Below are 15,459 nucleotides of genomic sequence, written 5' to 3'. Positions count from 1 at the left end.
CTCTGGATTTTTGAGATTTTCTACATTTATAAATCTTGTAAATCAACGACTTCCAAACCATGTTCTGTCAAACGATAGATATTCGTACAGACTTCTTTTAAGAAACGTCGATCATGCGAAACAGTAACCAGACCACCGGGATAATTGGCAAAGAGTTTTCTGATTTCTGGTTGAGAAGTTGGAGAAAAATTTCGTGTGGGTTCATCCAGAAGGAGAAAGTTTGGTTTTCGCAGAACTAAATTCAAAAGAAGGAGTTTACCTTGTTGACCACCAGATAAGGAGCGGATATGGTGATGCATCTCTGGATAGCTGAAGTTGAGACTAGCTAAGTGAGATTGGATTTTCTGTAATTCCTCTTTGTGTCCAGTTTGGCTAAGAAATTCTACTGGAGATAGATCCAAATTCAATGTTTCTTGGTAATCTTGTGGCATAAATCCAAGCGAAATCTCTCTTTTGTCGCTTAGTACTTGCTGCAACTTGGCTAACAGAGTGGATTTGCCAACGCCATTGGGACCGATAATGCCGATTTTTTCTTGACCACGGACAGTTAGTTGTAACTCCTGAGCCAAAACACGCTCACCAATGGACAAATTTTCCTTTTCCAGTCGAACCAAGACTTTTGAAGCAGCTAATGGCTCTATATCTGAAAAGAAGAGTTGGATTTGTTCCTCTTCAAGTGGCTTTTGGGTCATGGACTGAGCTGCTTTTTCGTAGCGTTTTTCTTGAGAGAGAACATTTTTCATCTTTTTAGCCAATAGGCGACCTGCAGTACTGTCTTTGGTAGCTCGAAGTGCATTTTCTACATTTTGCTTAACTCGGCGATGTTTTTCCATGGTTTTGTCATAGGCTCTCTGATCGTTAGCAGCTTGCTGGCTTTGTCTGGCAAAATTAGCCTTTCTCTGCTCGCTATAGCGATCATAGTCTAAATGCTCGACTAGCGTTTCGGCTTCTTTCCGATGCTTGACCAGTCGCAAGTGGACAATAGTATCTGTCGTTTGAGAGAGGAAGTCTTCATCATGGGAAATGAAAATAACAGTTTGCCTAGTCTTTTGAATCTGACCTTTTAGCCAATCAACCGTCTCAAGGTCTAGGTCATTTGAAGGTTCATCTAAAAATAGAATCTCAAAAGGTTTTGCTAACTCATGGATGAGCTGAATTTTCAAAGCTTCTCCCCCCGAGAGATTCCCAATTTCTTGGTTGCTAGCAAAACGGTCGCTATCAAAATGCAATTCCTCAGCCAAGCGATAGAGAATGCTGTAGTCCAAATCAGTAGATTCTAAAAAGAAGTAGTCCTGTAGAGATTTTTTCTTCAGTTCTTCAGGGAGATGTTGAGGAATGTAGGCCAGGGACTGAAGGTCAGACTGGATTTCTCCCCTGATAGTGAAATCAGCTAATCTTTCTCCCATTAAAGTTCGAAGTAAGGTTGATTTGCCATTTCCTTCTTCACCAATAATAGCGACCTTTTCTCCGTCTTGGATAGTCATATTTAAATCGGAAATAAGGTCTCGTAAATCTTTGTTTTGAGTGATAGTTAGATGGTTAATTTTTATCATATTAATGCCCTTTCTAGAATGTCTATATTGCATAACAAAAAGCTCTACTTTACCTAGTAGAGCCCAAAGTCTATGTCAAAAAAACTCTTTTAATACTCTTCGAAAATCAAATTCAAACCACGTCAGCGTCGCCTTACCGTACTCAAGTACAGCTTGCGGCTAGCTTCCTAGTTTGCTCTTTGATTTTCATTGAGTATAAAATGCCAGAAGAAAGAGCATAAAAGAGCACACAAAAAGAGACAAAAACAAGATCTACTAAATAAAGGTTCTATATTTGATAGACTTAGTTGTTCATGTCTCCCTTACCTCCGAAAATTATTATGTTTATTTTATACCTTTTGGAACACTTTGTCAAAAGAAATGTGAAATTCAAGTCTTTCTAGAAACCAAAAACAGGTCCATAGAGTGTCAAAACGTGTTTGACTTGATCGTAGTGAAACTTATCATAGTTTCGCCAAGCAGTGCGAGTTTGCTCATTCAGCTTAAGTGTGCCAAGTCCAATCAAGAGACTGGTACATTGGTAAAATTTCTCAAGATCAATTAAGATAGAGTTATCTAGTTTCTCTGTCTTTTTAAGTTGTCTGAGTAGCTCGTCAATATTTTGCTGCAAGCGCAGATCATCAGGCAATCCTTGTTTGCAAGTTTGGTAAGCTTTATTTAACTCGGAAATGAGTTGATAAGCTTCTAAGATTAGTTCTTTGTCTTCCATATGAGCGTCCTCCTTTGCTCATGTATTGATGTCTATAGTATAGCACCAAAAACAAAAAATGTCATAGTAAATATATCAAAAAATAGTGAAAAATATTTAAAATGTTTAGATACCTTGTTTGAACTTTTTTCATGGTATAATCAAGTGAGTAAATCTTTATGGAGGAAGTATGAAATTAAATATTCAAGAAATTCGTAAGCAGCCTGAAGGTTTGCACTTTGAGCAAACTTTAGACTTAGCAGCTGACTTGCGTGCCCGTAATCAAGAAATTATAGATGTAAAAGATATTGTTGCTGTAGGAAAAATTCAGTACGAAGACCTTATGTTTTTCCTAGATTATCAGTTGTCTTATACAATCGTCTTAGCCTCTAGCCGTAGCATGGAGCCGGTAGAATTGAATGAATCATATCCAGTGACGGAAGTCTTTATGGAAGGTGCTACTAATCAACTGGACCAAGAAGTTTTAGATGATGACTTGGTTTTACCAATTGAAAATGGGGAAATTGACCTGGCTGAAAGTGTCTCAGATAATATTTTGCTCAATATTCCTATCAAAGTCCTAACAGCTGAGGAAGAAGCTGGTCAGGGATTTGTTTCTGGAAATGACTGGCAAATCATGTCCGAGGAAGAGTATCAAGCCCAACAGGCAGTCAAGAAAGAAGAAAATAGTCCTTTTGCAGGTTTGCAAGGACTGTTTGACGGAGACGAATAGATGGTTTTATCCAAGAAACGTGCCCGTCATGTCATTGAGGAAATCATTGCTCTTTTTCCTGATGCGAAACCAAGTCTAGATTTTCGTAATCATTTTGAACTTCTGGTTGCTGTTATGCTGTCTGCTCAGACGACAGATGCGGCAGTCAACAAGGCTACCCCTGGCCTTTTTGCAGCTTTTCCAACCCCACAAACCATGGCAGATGCAAGTGAGAGTGAGATTGCCTCGTATATTTCTCGCCTAGGCCTTTATCGCAATAAGGCTAAATTCCTCAAAAAATGTGCTCGGCAACTACTGGATGATTTTGACGGTCAAGTCCCTCAGACTAGGGAAGAATTAGAGAGTTTGGCAGGAGTTGGCCGAAAAACAGCTAACGTAGTTTTGAGCGTAGGCTTCGGAATTCCGGCCTTTGCAGTTGATACTCACGTAGAGCGAATCTGTAAACACCACGATATTGTAAAAAAATCAGCTACGCCCCTTGAGGTCGAAAAACGTGTCATGGATGTCTTGCCACCAGAAGAGTGGTTGGCAGCCCATCAGGCTATGATTTACTTTGGTCGTGCGATCTGTCATCCGAAAAATCCAGAATGTGATCACTATCCACAGTTATACGATTTTAGTTCATTATAAGGCTTCGCATTGAATGTTTTTACTTGCTTTGAAGTATGCTTTGTGATATAGTAAGGACAATAAAATATTCCTTTAAACCTGTCCCGTGAGGCAGGCAAGGAGCTCGATTAAGTAGAAGGGTAAGTCTATACTGTTTACAGTAAGGCTCGCTTAGTTGTACATTCTCAAGTCTCCTTGAAAAAGGAGACTTTTCTTTTTGGAGGTTTGTCATGAAGACAAAAGAAGTTGTAGATGAATTGACCGTCAAGCGAGCGATTACTCGGATTACCTACGAGATTATCGAGCGAAATAAAGATTTAAACAAGATTGTATTGGCTGGGATAAAAACACGAGGTGTCTTCATTGCTCACCGTATCCAAGAGCGTTTGGAACAATTGGAAAATATCTCTGTTCCCGTTGTAGAATTAGACACAAAACCTTTCCGCGATGATGTCAAAAGTGGTGAAGATACTTCATTGATTTCTGTCGATGTGACAGATCGAGAAGTCATTTTGGTGGATGACGTACTTTATACAGGTCGTACAATCCGTGCTGCTATCGATAACATTGTCGGACATGGTCGCCCAGCGCGCGTGAGTCTTGCGGTACTGGTTGACCGTGGGCATAGAGAATTGCCAATTCGTCCAGACTATGTTGGGAAAAATATTCCAACTAGTCGTTCTGAAGAAATCATCGTTGAGATGACAGAACTTGATGGTCAAGATAGAGTTTTGATTACTGAAGAAGCTTAATAGCTAAAGGAGTAGCCATGTCAGAAAATCAACAAGCATTGAAACATGTGGTATCCATGGAAGATCTCACTGTGGATCAGGTTATGAAATTGATTAAACGAGGAATTGAGTTTAAAAATGGAGCAAAAGCGTCTTATGAGGACCAACACATCGTCTCTAATCTCTTCTTTGAGAGTTCGACTCGTACCCATAAATCTTTTGAAGTAGCAGAGATTAAACTGGGCCTTCAGCTACTGGACTTCGATGTGAAAACAAGTTCAGTCAACAAGGGTGAAACACTCTACGATACAATTTTGACCTTGTCAGCCTTGGGAGTAGATGCCTGTGTCATTCGACACCCAGAGGTGGATTACTACAGAGAGTTGATCGATAGTCCGACGATTACGACTTCGATTATCAATGGTGGGGATGGTTCGGGCCAACACCCAAGCCAAAGCTTGCTTGATTTGATGACCATTTATGAAGAATTTGGACACTTCGAAGGACTCAAGGTAGCTATTGCTGGTGACCTTGACCATTCGCGTGTGGCTAAATCCAATATGCAAATCTTAAAACGCTTAGGAGCAGAACTCTACTTTGCTGGACCTGAGGAATGGAGAAGTCAAGAGTTTGCAGACTATGGACAGTTTGTAAGCATTGATGAAATCATTGACCAAGTTGATGTGATGATGTTTCTCCGTGTTCAACATGAGCGTCATGCAAGTGGAACAGTCTTTTCAAAAGAGGGCTATCATGCCCAGCATGGTTTGACTCAAGAACGTTATGAACGCTTGAAAGATAAAGCTATTCTGATGCATCCTGCTCCTGTAAATCGCGATGTTGAAATTGCTGATCACTTGGTCGAAGCACCAAAATCACGTATTGTTCAACAAATGACCAATGGTGTCTTTGTCAGAATGGCAATTTTAGAATCTGTATTGACTTACAGAAACGCAAAATAAGACACAAAACGTTAAAAGATGCCTGAGAGCATCCACGAGAGGTGAATTTATGACTAAACGACTTCTAGTTTTAGAAGATGGAACAATTTTTGAAGGTAAAGCCTTTGGGGCTGATATTGATGTAACTGGTGAAATCGTCTTTAATACTGGGATGACCGGTTATCAAGAATCCATTACGGATCAGTCTTATAATGGGCAAATTCTAACCTTTACTTATCCCTTGGTTGGAAATTATGGAATTAACCGTGATGACTACGAGTCTATCAGTCCAACCTGTAAAGGTGTAGTAGTATTTGAAGAAGCTCGTAGAGCCAGCAACTGGCGAAACCAGATGACACTGGATGAATTTTTGAAGTCTAAGAAAATCCCTGGTATTTCAGGTATTGATACACGTGCTTTGACAAAAATCATTCGCAAACATGGAACTATGAGAGCGACTCTGACACATGTTGGAGATAGTATCGATCACATCACAGATCAGCTTCAAGCAACTGTTCTACCAATTGATAACATCAAACAGGTTTCTACAAAAACTGCTTACCCAGCTCCAGGAGTAGGTTTAAGTGTGGTACTTGTAGACTTTGGTCTCAAGCATTCAATCTTAAGAGAGTTGTCTAAGAGAGATTGTAATGTAACGGTCGTTCCTTATACTACAACAGCAGAGGAAATCCTTCACTTAAATCCAGACGGAGTTATGTTGTCAAATGGACCGGGAAATCCAGAAGATGTACCAGAAGCACTCGATATGATTCGTGGTATTCTCGGGAAAATTCCAATCTTTGGTATTTGTATGGGGCACCAGCTCTTTGCAATGGCAAATGGTGCCAAGACCTATAAGATGAAATTTGGTCACCGTGGATTTAACCACGCTGTACGTGAAATTGCAACAGGGCGCGTGGACTTTACTAGTCAAAACCATGGATATGCAGTGAGTCGTGAAGATTTTCCAGACCATTTGATGATTACTCATGAAGAAATCAATGACAAGTCAGTTGAAGGTGTACGTCACAGATACCAACCAGGTTTCTCCGTGCAATTCCACCCAGATGCTGCACCAGGTCCGCACGATGCAAGTTATCTATTTGACGAGTTCATCGAGATGATGGAAGCTTTCAAACAAGCAAACTAAAGACGAGTGTGAAATCGTCGGAGAATTTATGTAACTGAACACGGACGGAGAGCTCGGAATTTAGAGAACCCAACTCGGATTGTCAATCCTTCCTTGGTTTCCTAACATTCTATCGCTTTCTATTCGTCCTTTGTATCTTATTTAATGTCGCCCTGTGAGGCGACGAATAGAAAGGCAGGTCGTTTCTTTTAGTCGCAATCAGGCGAACTAAAAACTCCCTGCACTAGATTTTTTATCGAAAAAAATCGTCGGAGAATTTATTTAATGTCGCCCTGTGAGGCGACGAATAGAAAGGAGAAGGGTGAGCCGTATTTGCTGAACTGAATACGGGCTACGGACGGTGCTAAAAAGATAGTTATTCCTAGAACTGACAGTTCTTCGTCATAACTCCTATTTTAGCTTTGTCCGCTTGACGCCCTTAATATCTTATAAATGCCTAAACGTACTGATATTCAAAAAATTATGGTGATTGGTTCTGGTCCGATTATTATTGGTCAGGCTGCTGAGTTTGACTATGCTGGGACTCAGGCTTGCTTGTCTTTGAAAGAGGAAGGTTATGAGGTTGTCTTGGTGAACTCAAACCCTGCAACCATCATGACGGATAAGGAAATTGCAGACAAGGTTTACATTGAGCCAATCACACTTGAGTTTGTAACTCGTATTCTCCGTAAAGAACGTCCAGATGCCTTGCTTCCAACTCTTGGTGGGCAAACAGGTCTTAACATGGCCATGGAATTGTCTAAAAATGGAATTCTTGATGAATTGGGAGTAGAACTTCTCGGTACTAAATTGTCTGCTATCGACCAAGCGGAGGACCGCGATCTTTTTAAACAATTGATGGAAGAGCTGAACCAACCAATTCCAGAATCTGAAATTGTTAATACAGTGGAAGAAGCCGTAGCTTTCGCAGCAACAATTGGTTACCCAGTGATCGTCCGTCCAGCCTTCACACTTGGTGGTACAGGTGGTGGTATGTGTGCCAACGAGGAGGAATTACGTGAAATTGCCGAAAATGGTTTGAAGTTGTCACCTGTTACTCAATGTTTGATTGAGCGTTCCATTGCAGGTTTCAAGGAAATCGAGTACGAAGTCATGCGTGACTCAGCTGACAATGCCCTTGTTGTATGTAACATGGAAAACTTTGACCCAGTCGGGATTCATACAGGGGATTCCATCGTATTTGCCCCAGCGCAAACTATGTCAGACTATGAAAACCAAATGCTTCGTGACGCCAGCTTGAGCATTATCCGCGCTCTCAAGATTGAAGGTGGATGTAACGTTCAGTTGGCTCTCGATCCTCACAGCTTTAAGTACTATGTTATCGAAGTAAATCCTCGTGTATCGCGTTCGTCAGCCCTTGCTTCTAAGGCGACAGGTTACCCAATCGCTAAATTGGCTGCTAAGATTGCTGTCGGTTTGACCTTGGATGAGGTCATTAACCCAGTAACAGGTTCAACTTATGCCATGTTTGAACCAGCCCTTGACTACGTTGTTGCCAAGATTCCACGCTTCCCATTTGACAAGTTTGAAAAGGGTGAGCGCCGTCTTGGTACTCAGATGAAGGCGACTGGAGAAGTTATGGCCATCGGTCGTAACATCGAAGAGTCACTTCTTAAAGCTTGTCGTTCACTTGAAATTGGGGTGCATCACAATGAAATGCCTGAACTTGCAGATGTTTCAGATGATGCCTTGATTGAAAAAGTTGTCAAAGCACAGGATGACCGTCTCTTCTATGTATCAGAAGCCATTCGCCGTGGTTACACACCAGAAGAAATTGCTGAACTTACAAAAATCGATATCTTTTATCTGGATAAACTCTTGCATATCTTTGAAATTGAGCAAGAATTAGGCTCATATCCACAAGATCTTGAAGTTTTGAAAACTGCAAAATTGAATGGTTTTTCAGACCGTAAGATTGCTGAACTCTGGAATACTACAGCTGATCAAGTTCGCCAACTACGTTTGGAAAACAAGATTGTCCCAGTTTACAAGATGGTTGATACTTGTGCGGCAGAATTTGAATCAGAAACTCCATATTTCTATTCAACTTATGGTTGGGAAAATGAATCCATCAAGTCTAAAAAGGAATCTGTACTAGTCCTAGGTTCAGGTCCAATCCGTATTGGTCAAGGGGTTGAGTTTGACTACGCAACAGTTCACTCTGTTAAGGCGATTCAAGCTGCTGGCTACGAAGCCATCATCATGAACTCAAACCCAGAGACCGTTTCAACCGACTTCTCTGTATCGGATAAACTTTACTTTGAGCCATTGACATTTGAAGATGTCATGAATGTTATCGACTTAGAGCAACCAAAAGGTGTTATCGTTCAATTTGGTGGACAAACAGCTATCAACCTTGCTGAACCATTGGCAAAAGCTGGTGTAACTATCCTTGGTACGCAGGTTGCTGACCTAGACCGTGCCGAAGACCGTGACCTCTTTGAGCAAGCCCTCAAAGACTTGGATATTCCACAACCTCCTGGACAGACTGCAACAAACGAAGAAGAAGCAGTGCTTGCAGCTCGTAAGATTGGTTTCCCAGTCCTCGTTCGTCCTTCTTATGTCTTGGGTGGACGTGCCATGGAAATTGTAGAAAACGAAGAAGACCTTCGTTCTTACATGCGTACAGCCGTTAAAGCAAGTCCAGACCATCCAGTTCTTGTCGACTCTTATATCGTTGGACAAGAATGTGAAGTTGATGCCATCTCAGACGGACGAAATGTCCTCATCCCAGGTATTATGGAACATATCGAACGTGCTGGTGTCCACTCAGGTGACTCCATGGCTGTTTATCCTCCACAAACCTTGTCTCAAAAGGTTCAAGAAACGATCGCAGATTACACTAAACGTCTTGCAATCGGCCTTAACTGTCTTGGTATGATGAACATTCAGTTTGTCATCAAAGATGAAAAAGTCTACGTTATTGAAGTCAATCCACGTGCCAGCCGTACAGTTCCATTCCTATCAAAAGTAACCAATATCCCGATGGCTCAGGTTGCAACTAAGTTGATTCTTGGTCAAAGTCTTGAAGAACTTGGTTACCAAGATGGACTTTACCCAGAAAGCAGTCGTGTTCATATCAAGGCGCCTGTCTTCTCCTTCACTAAGCTCGCGAAAGTAGACAGCTTGCTCGGTCCTGAAATGAAGTCAACAGGGGAAGTTATGGGTTCTGATACGACTCTAGAAAAAGCGCTCTACAAGGCTTTTGAAGCTTCATACCTTCACTTGCCAACCTTTGGGAATGTTGTCTTTACTATCGCTGACGATGCCAAGGAAGAAGCTTTGGATTTGGCTCGTCGTTTCCAAAATATTGGCTACGGAATCCTTGCAACTCAGGGAACAGTAGCTTTCTTTGCAAATCATGGCTTGAAGGCTCAACTCGTTGGTAAGATCGGTGATGATGAACACGATATCCCAAGCTATGTTCGTAAAGGGAAAATCCAAGCTATCATCAACACAGTTGGTACCAAGCGAACTGCTGATGAAGATGGTGAACAAATCCGCCGTTCAGCTATCGAACATGGTGTACCACTCTTTACAGCCCTAGATACAGCGGATGCTATGCTTAAGGTACTTGAAAGCCGTAGCTTCGTTACAGAAGCAATTTAGTTTCTTGTTAAATGATCTAAGTAGCTTTTATCCAGCGTCAAAAGACGCTGGTTTTTCCTCTTTTATAGAGAAATCGAGTTAGAAATAATAGTTACAGTTCACTATTAAATGTCAAAGTTTATCAATAGATTTATCATTATCGTTAATGAGTAGACTTATTCTGACTTTCCCTAAAATTTTGTTGAATTTTCTTAAGTTTTTATCATATTTTTTATAATTAAGGTGCCTTAAGAAAAATAATGAAAAAACTAAATGTTTTTCATATAGTTTTCATTGTTTTAATAGTTTAAAGTCAATCTTATTTTTCTCTAATAGAAAATAATGAAAAAGTAGGTTTAGAAAGAGGTAAGTATCTATGTCTTCTCATAAAAAAGTGTCACTCTCTGAGATTAATCAATCTATCGATACTCCAAATAACAATCATTTCTGGCAAAATTTAAAGGCCTTTTTAGGTCCGGGTGCTCTTGTCGCAGTTGGTTATATGGATCCAGGAAACTGGATTACCAGTGTAGTCGGTGGTGCTTCCTATAAGTATAGTCTCTTGTTTGTTATCTTGATTTCATCTCTCATTGCCATGCAACTTCAGCAGATGGCAGGAAAGCTTGGTATTGTAACCCAGATGGACCTGGCTCAAGCAACGGCTCATCATTCACCTAAATGGCTTCGTTATAGTCTATGGGTGATTTTAGAATTAGCCTTGATGGCGACAGATCTGGCAGAAGTTCTAGGTTCAGCGATTGCTCTCAATCTTCTCTTTAAGATTCCGATTATGATAGCAATTCTCTTGACCGTGTTGGATGTTTTTCTCTTATTGCTTCTGATGAAATTTGGCTTTAAGAAGATTGAAGCTATTGTGACAACACTGATTTTAACGATTTTAGCAATCTTTACTTATCTGGTAGCTTTGTCACATCCAAGCTTCCAAGGAATCGTTGAGGGTTATCTACCGAATGCAACCTTATTTGAAAGTCCTTTGCCAGGGCATGAAAGTCAATTAACCTTGGCGTTAGGTATCGTGGGTGCGACAGTGATGCCCCATAACCTCTATTTGCATTCTTCCTTGTCTCAAACTCGGAAAATCAATCACAAGGACAAGAATGATGTTCGAAAAGCCGTGCGCTTTATGACCTGGGACTCGAATCTTCAACTGTCCTTGGCCTTTATCGTTAACTCCCTTCTTTTAATCTTAGGGGCGGCCCTCTTTTTCGGACATGCATCTGAGATTTCTGCCTTTTCTCAAATGTATAACGCCCTGCAGGATTCTACCATTGCGGGAGCTATAGCTAGCTCAACCTTATCAACCTTGTTTGCCTTGGCCCTATTAGCCAGTGGTCAGAATTCGACTATCACAGGTACCTTGACAGGACAAATCGTTATGGAAGGTTTCTTGCATATGCGATTGCCTCAGTGGTTCATTCGTTTGGCGACTCGTCTCTTTGCCTTACTGCCTGTTATGATAGTAGCGGTTCTGTTTGGTCATCAAGAAAAAACCTTGGATCAGTTATTGGTTTATTCACAGGTCTTTCTTTCAATCGCTCTTCCATTTTCAATCTTCCCTTTGATTTATCTAACTTCTAAGAAATCACTGATGGGCGAATTTACCAATGCCAAATGGAATACCATCCTTGGTTATATCGTTTCCATTATCTTGACCATCCTCAATGTGAAATTGCTGTTTGATATTTTTTAAGATCTTTTAACATGAAGTAGAAAAAAATCACCCGAGAGTTAACTCCTGGGTGATTTTTTGCAATTCAAATCTTTGATAGACGAAAATCCATTTTAAAAAGCTGCATGAAGATGCAGCTACACTATAGCAACGGAAGACATGGGATTCGAACCCACGCACGCTTTCACACGCCTACCGCGTTTCCAACACGGCCTCTTAAGCCTCTTGAGTAATCTTCCAATACTTACTAAAATAGTTTATCATAAAGGGATTTATCTTGCAAATAAAATTCAAACAATTGGCAAAATGATAGAAAATGAAAGAAAGTGATAAAAAGTGCTTGACTTTGATTTTTTTTGTGGTAGAATGATTATTGTAATCGTTAACAGGAGGTGAGTAAGTGCTAAAAACCGAGAGAAAAAAATTGATTTTAGAGGAGCTGAGCAAACATAAAGTCATTTCTCTAGAGAAATTAGTAGGTTTGTTAGACACGTCAGAATCAACGGTTAGACGAGATTTAGATGAATTGGAATCGGAAAATAAACTTCGCCGAGTTCATGGAGGAGCAGAGTTGCCTCACTCCTTGCAAGAAGAAGAAACCATTCAAGAGAAATCTGTCAAAAACCTTCAAGAGAAAAAATTGATTGCGCAAAAAGCAGCTTCCCTCATCAAAGAAAAAGATGTTATCTTTGTGGATGCAGGAAGTACAACAGCCTTTCTCATTAAGGAATTGGAGCGAAAAGACATTACTGTTGTGACTAACTCCATTCACCATGCAGTACAATTAGTGGATAAGCAAATTCCAACTGTGATTATCGGTGGTGGGGTTAAGATGACGACTGATGCCAGCATCGGTGGTGTCGCGCTTAATCAGATTAACCAATTACACTTTAATCGTGCCTTTATCGGAATGAACGGTGTAGATGAAGGTTATTATACAACTCCAGATATGGAGGAGGGAGCTGTTAAGCGAGCTATCTTAGAAAATGCCAAACAAACTTATGTTTTGGCGGATTCATCCAAGATAGGTCAGTCTTGTTTCGCTAAGGTTGCGCCTATAAAAAGAGCTATTGTCATTACAAGCAAGGGTCACGAACTCTTGCCAGCTATCAAAGAAAAAACGGAGGTTATCGAAGTATGATTTATACAGTCACGCTAAATCCATCTATTGACTACATTGTTCGTCTGGATAAAGTGGAAGTTGGTAGTGTTAATCGTATGGATAGTGATGATAAGTTTGCTGGTGGTAAGGGAATCAATGTTAGCCGTGTCTTGAAACGCTTGGATATTCCAAATACAGCGACTGGATTTATCGGAGGTTTTACTGGTAAATTTATCACAGATACTTTAGCTGAAGAGCAAATTGAAACACGATTTGTCCAAGTGGCAGAAGATACGCGTATCAACGTCAAGATTAAAGCGGATCAAGAAACTGAAATCAACGGAACTGGTCCTACTGTTGAGCCAGAACAACTTGAAGAATTAAAAGCTATTCTTTCAAGTCTAACAGCAGAAGATACAGTGGTATTTGCTGGTTCAAGTGCTAAAAACTTAGGCAATGTCATCTATAAGGATTTGATTGCCTTGACTCGTCAAACGGGTGCTCAAGTGGTCTGTGACTTTGAAGGTCAGACCTTGATTGATAGTTTGGATTATCAACCACTTTTGGTCAAACCAAACAATCATGAACTTGGAGCTATCTTTGGAGTCAAGCTCGAAAGTTTAGATGAGATTGAAAAATACGCTCGAGAATTGTTGGCTAAAGGTGCTCAAAACGTTATTATCTCTATGGCTGGAGATGGAGCCCTTCTGGTAACATCAGATGGAGCCTACTTTGCTAAACCAATCAAGGGAACAGTGAAAAACTCAGTTGGTGCTGGTGACTCTATGGTTGCTGGATTTACTGGTGAGTTTGTCAAATCAAAAGACGCAGTAGAAGCCTTCAAATGGGGTGTGGCTTGTGGAACAGCAACTACCTTCTCTGATGACTTGGCAACTGCAGCATTTATTAAAGAAACTTATGAAAAAGTTGAGGTAGAAAAAAGATGAAAATTCAGGATTTATTGAGAAAAGATGTCATGTTGCTTGATTTGCAAGCAACTGAAAAAACAGCAGCTATCGAAGAAATGATTCATAGCTTGGTAGAACACGGATACGTGACAGATTTTGAAACTTTTAAAGAAGGAATCTTAGCGCGTGAAGCTTTGACTTCTACAGGCTTGGGTGATGGTATCGCTATGCCACACAGCAAAAATGCTGCTGTAAAGGAGGCAACTGTTCTCTTTGCTAAGTCAAACAAGGGTGTTGACTACGAAAGTTTAGATGGACAACCAACTGACCTCTTCTTTATGATTGCTGCTCCAGAAGGTGCCAATGATACTCACTTGGCTGCCTTGGCAGAATTGTCTCAATACTTGATGAAAGACGGTTTTGCTGACAAACTTCGTCAAGTAACATCAGCTGACCAAGTTATTGAACTCTTTGATCAAGCATCAGAGAAAACTGAGGAACCAGTTCAGGCTCCTGCAAATGGTTCTGATGACTTTATCGTTGCTGTAACTGCTTGTACAACAGGAATTGCCCACACTTATATGGCTCAAGAAGCTCTTCAAAAAGTGGCTGCTGAAATGGGTGTTGGTATCAAGGTTGAAACTAATGGTGCCAGCGGTGTAGGTAACCAATTGACAGCAGAAGATATCCGTAAGGCTAAAGCTGTAATTATCGCTGCAGATAAAGCAGTTGAGATGGATCGTTTTGATGGTAAACCATTGGTAAATCGTCCAGTTGCAGATGGTATCCGTAAAACTGAAGAGTTGATTAACTTGGCTCTTTCTGGGAATGCTGAAGTTTATCATGCTGCTAATGGAGCACAAGCTTCAACAGCATCTAACGAAAAACAAAGTGTCGGTGGTGCTTTCTAAAAACACTTGATGAGTGGTGTATCTCAAATGTTGCCATTCGTTATCGGTGGTGGTATCATGATTGCCCTAGCCTTCTTGATTGATGGTGCTATGGGTGTGCCAAATGATAGCCTTGGAAATCTTGGTTCTTACCATGAACTCGCTTCTATGTTCATGAAAATCGGTGGCGCAGCCTTTGGTTTGATGTTGCCAGTGTTTGCTGGATATGTTGCTTACTCAATCGCTGAAAAACCAGGTTTGGTAGCAGGTTTCGTAGCTGGAGCTATTGCCAAAGAAGGTTTTGCTTTTGGTAAAATCCCTTATGCTCAAGGTGGTGAAGCAACTTCAGCTCTTGCAGGTGTATCATCAGGTTTCCTAGGAGCCCTTGTTGGTGGATTTATCGCTGGTGCCTTGGTACTTTTGGTTAAGAAATACGTGAAGGTTCCTCGCTCACTTGAAGGTGCTAAATCAATCCTTCTCTTGCCACTTTTTGGAACAATCTTGACAGGATTTGTTATGCTGGCTGTGAACATCCCTATGGCTGCTATCAACACCGGTATGAACAACTTCCTTGGTGGTCTTGAAGGTGGTTCGGCTGTCCTTCTAGGAGTCGTTCTTGGAGGAATGATGGCTGTCGATATGGGTGGACCTGTCAATAAAGCAGCTTATGTCTTTGGTACTGGTACTCTTGCAGCAACAGTGTCAACAGGTGGTTCAGTAGCTATGGCAGCAGTTATGGCTGGAGGAATGGTTCCACCACTTGCAATCTTTGTCGCAACTCTTCTCTTCAAAGATAAATTCACCAAGGAAGAACGCAACTCTGGTTTGACTAACATTGTTATGGGCTTGTCATTCATCACTGAAGGTGCGATTCCG

At 40.9% G+C, this 15,459-nt stretch carries 11 protein-coding genes, 1 tRNA gene and 1 pseudogene; 10 read left to right on the top strand and 3 right to left on the bottom strand.

Going from position 1 to position 15,459, the window contains the following annotated elements; genetic code table 11:
- Positions 1–26 precede the first annotated feature (26 nt).
- Positions 27–1,586, bottom strand: a complete 1,560-nt coding sequence (locus HMPREF1116_RS03495) for an ATP-binding cassette domain-containing protein (RefSeq protein ID WP_025171235.1) — start codon at positions 1,584–1,586, stop codon at positions 27–29.
- Between the two features lie 346 nt (positions 1,587–1,932).
- Positions 1,933–2,262 carry a hypothetical protein gene (locus HMPREF1116_RS03485; protein WP_000389563.1) on the bottom strand — a complete coding sequence of 110 codons (330 nt, stop codon included), beginning with the start codon at positions 2,260–2,262 and terminating at the stop codon, positions 1,933–1,935.
- A gap of 169 nt (positions 2,263–2,431) precedes the next feature.
- Between HMPREF1116_RS03485 and HMPREF1116_RS03480 the strand changes: the two genes are divergently transcribed.
- The 7 genes from HMPREF1116_RS03480 to HMPREF1116_RS03450 all read left to right on the top strand — a co-directional run bounded on the left by HMPREF1116_RS03480 (position 2,432) and on the right by HMPREF1116_RS03450 (position 11,704).
- Positions 2,432–2,974: a YceD family protein gene (locus HMPREF1116_RS03480; RefSeq protein ID WP_000773200.1), complete on the top strand. Its 543-nt coding sequence runs from the start codon at positions 2,432–2,434 to the stop codon at positions 2,972–2,974.
- Entirely contained in the window at positions 2,975–3,604 is a 630-nt protein-coding gene (gene nth, locus HMPREF1116_RS03475) for an endonuclease III (protein ID WP_000244433.1), read from the top strand.
- A gap of 209 nt (positions 3,605–3,813) precedes the next feature.
- Positions 3,814–4,335 carry a bifunctional pyr operon transcriptional regulator/uracil phosphoribosyltransferase PyrR gene (gene pyrR / locus HMPREF1116_RS03470; protein ID WP_000850020.1) on the top strand — a complete coding sequence of 174 codons (522 nt, stop codon included), beginning with the start codon at positions 3,814–3,816 and terminating at the stop codon, positions 4,333–4,335.
- Between the two features lie 17 nt (positions 4,336–4,352).
- On the top strand, positions 4,353–5,276 hold the full coding sequence (locus tag HMPREF1116_RS03465) for an aspartate carbamoyltransferase catalytic subunit (protein WP_001293817.1): 924 nt from the start codon (positions 4,353–4,355) through the stop codon (positions 5,274–5,276).
- Positions 5,277–5,325: 49 nt separating this feature from the next.
- Positions 5,326–6,405 carry a carbamoyl phosphate synthase small subunit gene (locus HMPREF1116_RS03460; RefSeq protein WP_000166838.1) on the top strand — a complete coding sequence of 360 codons (1,080 nt, stop codon included), beginning with the start codon at positions 5,326–5,328 and terminating at the stop codon, positions 6,403–6,405.
- A gap of 432 nt (positions 6,406–6,837) precedes the next feature.
- Positions 6,838–10,014 carry a carbamoyl-phosphate synthase large subunit gene (carB, locus tag HMPREF1116_RS03455; RefSeq protein ID WP_001126430.1) on the top strand — a complete coding sequence of 1,059 codons (3,177 nt, stop codon included), beginning with the start codon at positions 6,838–6,840 and terminating at the stop codon, positions 10,012–10,014.
- Between the two features lie 355 nt (positions 10,015–10,369).
- Entirely contained in the window at positions 10,370–11,704 is a 1,335-nt protein-coding gene (locus tag HMPREF1116_RS03450) for an Nramp family divalent metal transporter (RefSeq protein WP_000094597.1), read from the top strand.
- 130 nt (positions 11,705–11,834) lie between these two features.
- On the opposite strand, the gene HMPREF1116_RS03445 is transcribed toward HMPREF1116_RS03450, so the two are convergent.
- A tRNA-Ser gene (locus tag HMPREF1116_RS03445) sits at positions 11,835–11,922 on the bottom strand.
- A 161-nt stretch (positions 11,923–12,083) separates the two neighbouring features.
- Between HMPREF1116_RS03445 and HMPREF1116_RS03440 the strand changes: the two genes are divergently transcribed.
- The 3 genes and pseudogenes from HMPREF1116_RS03440 to HMPREF1116_RS03430 all read left to right on the top strand — a co-directional run.
- Positions 12,084–12,824, top strand: coding sequence for a DeoR/GlpR family DNA-binding transcription regulator (locus HMPREF1116_RS03440; RefSeq protein WP_000920623.1), 741 nt, complete (start codon positions 12,084–12,086; stop codon positions 12,822–12,824).
- Complete coding sequence (gene pfkB / locus HMPREF1116_RS03435) at positions 12,821–13,732, top strand: 1-phosphofructokinase (protein WP_000640771.1); 912 nt, start codon at positions 12,821–12,823, stop codon at positions 13,730–13,732. The genes HMPREF1116_RS03440 and pfkB overlap by 4 nt, the downstream gene beginning before the upstream one ends.
- A pseudogene (locus HMPREF1116_RS03430) lies at positions 13,729–15,459 on the top strand (PTS fructose transporter subunit IIABC); the annotation flags it as partial. The gene pfkB and the pseudogene HMPREF1116_RS03430, both read left to right, overlap by 4 nt.

It is taken from the genome of Streptococcus sp. SK140 (assembly GCF_000259525.1).
Lineage (GTDB): Bacteria > Bacillota > Bacilli > Lactobacillales > Streptococcaceae > Streptococcus.
The sequence above is the reverse complement of the archived record's forward strand: the minus strand, read 5'-3'. Positions and strand labels throughout refer to the sequence as shown.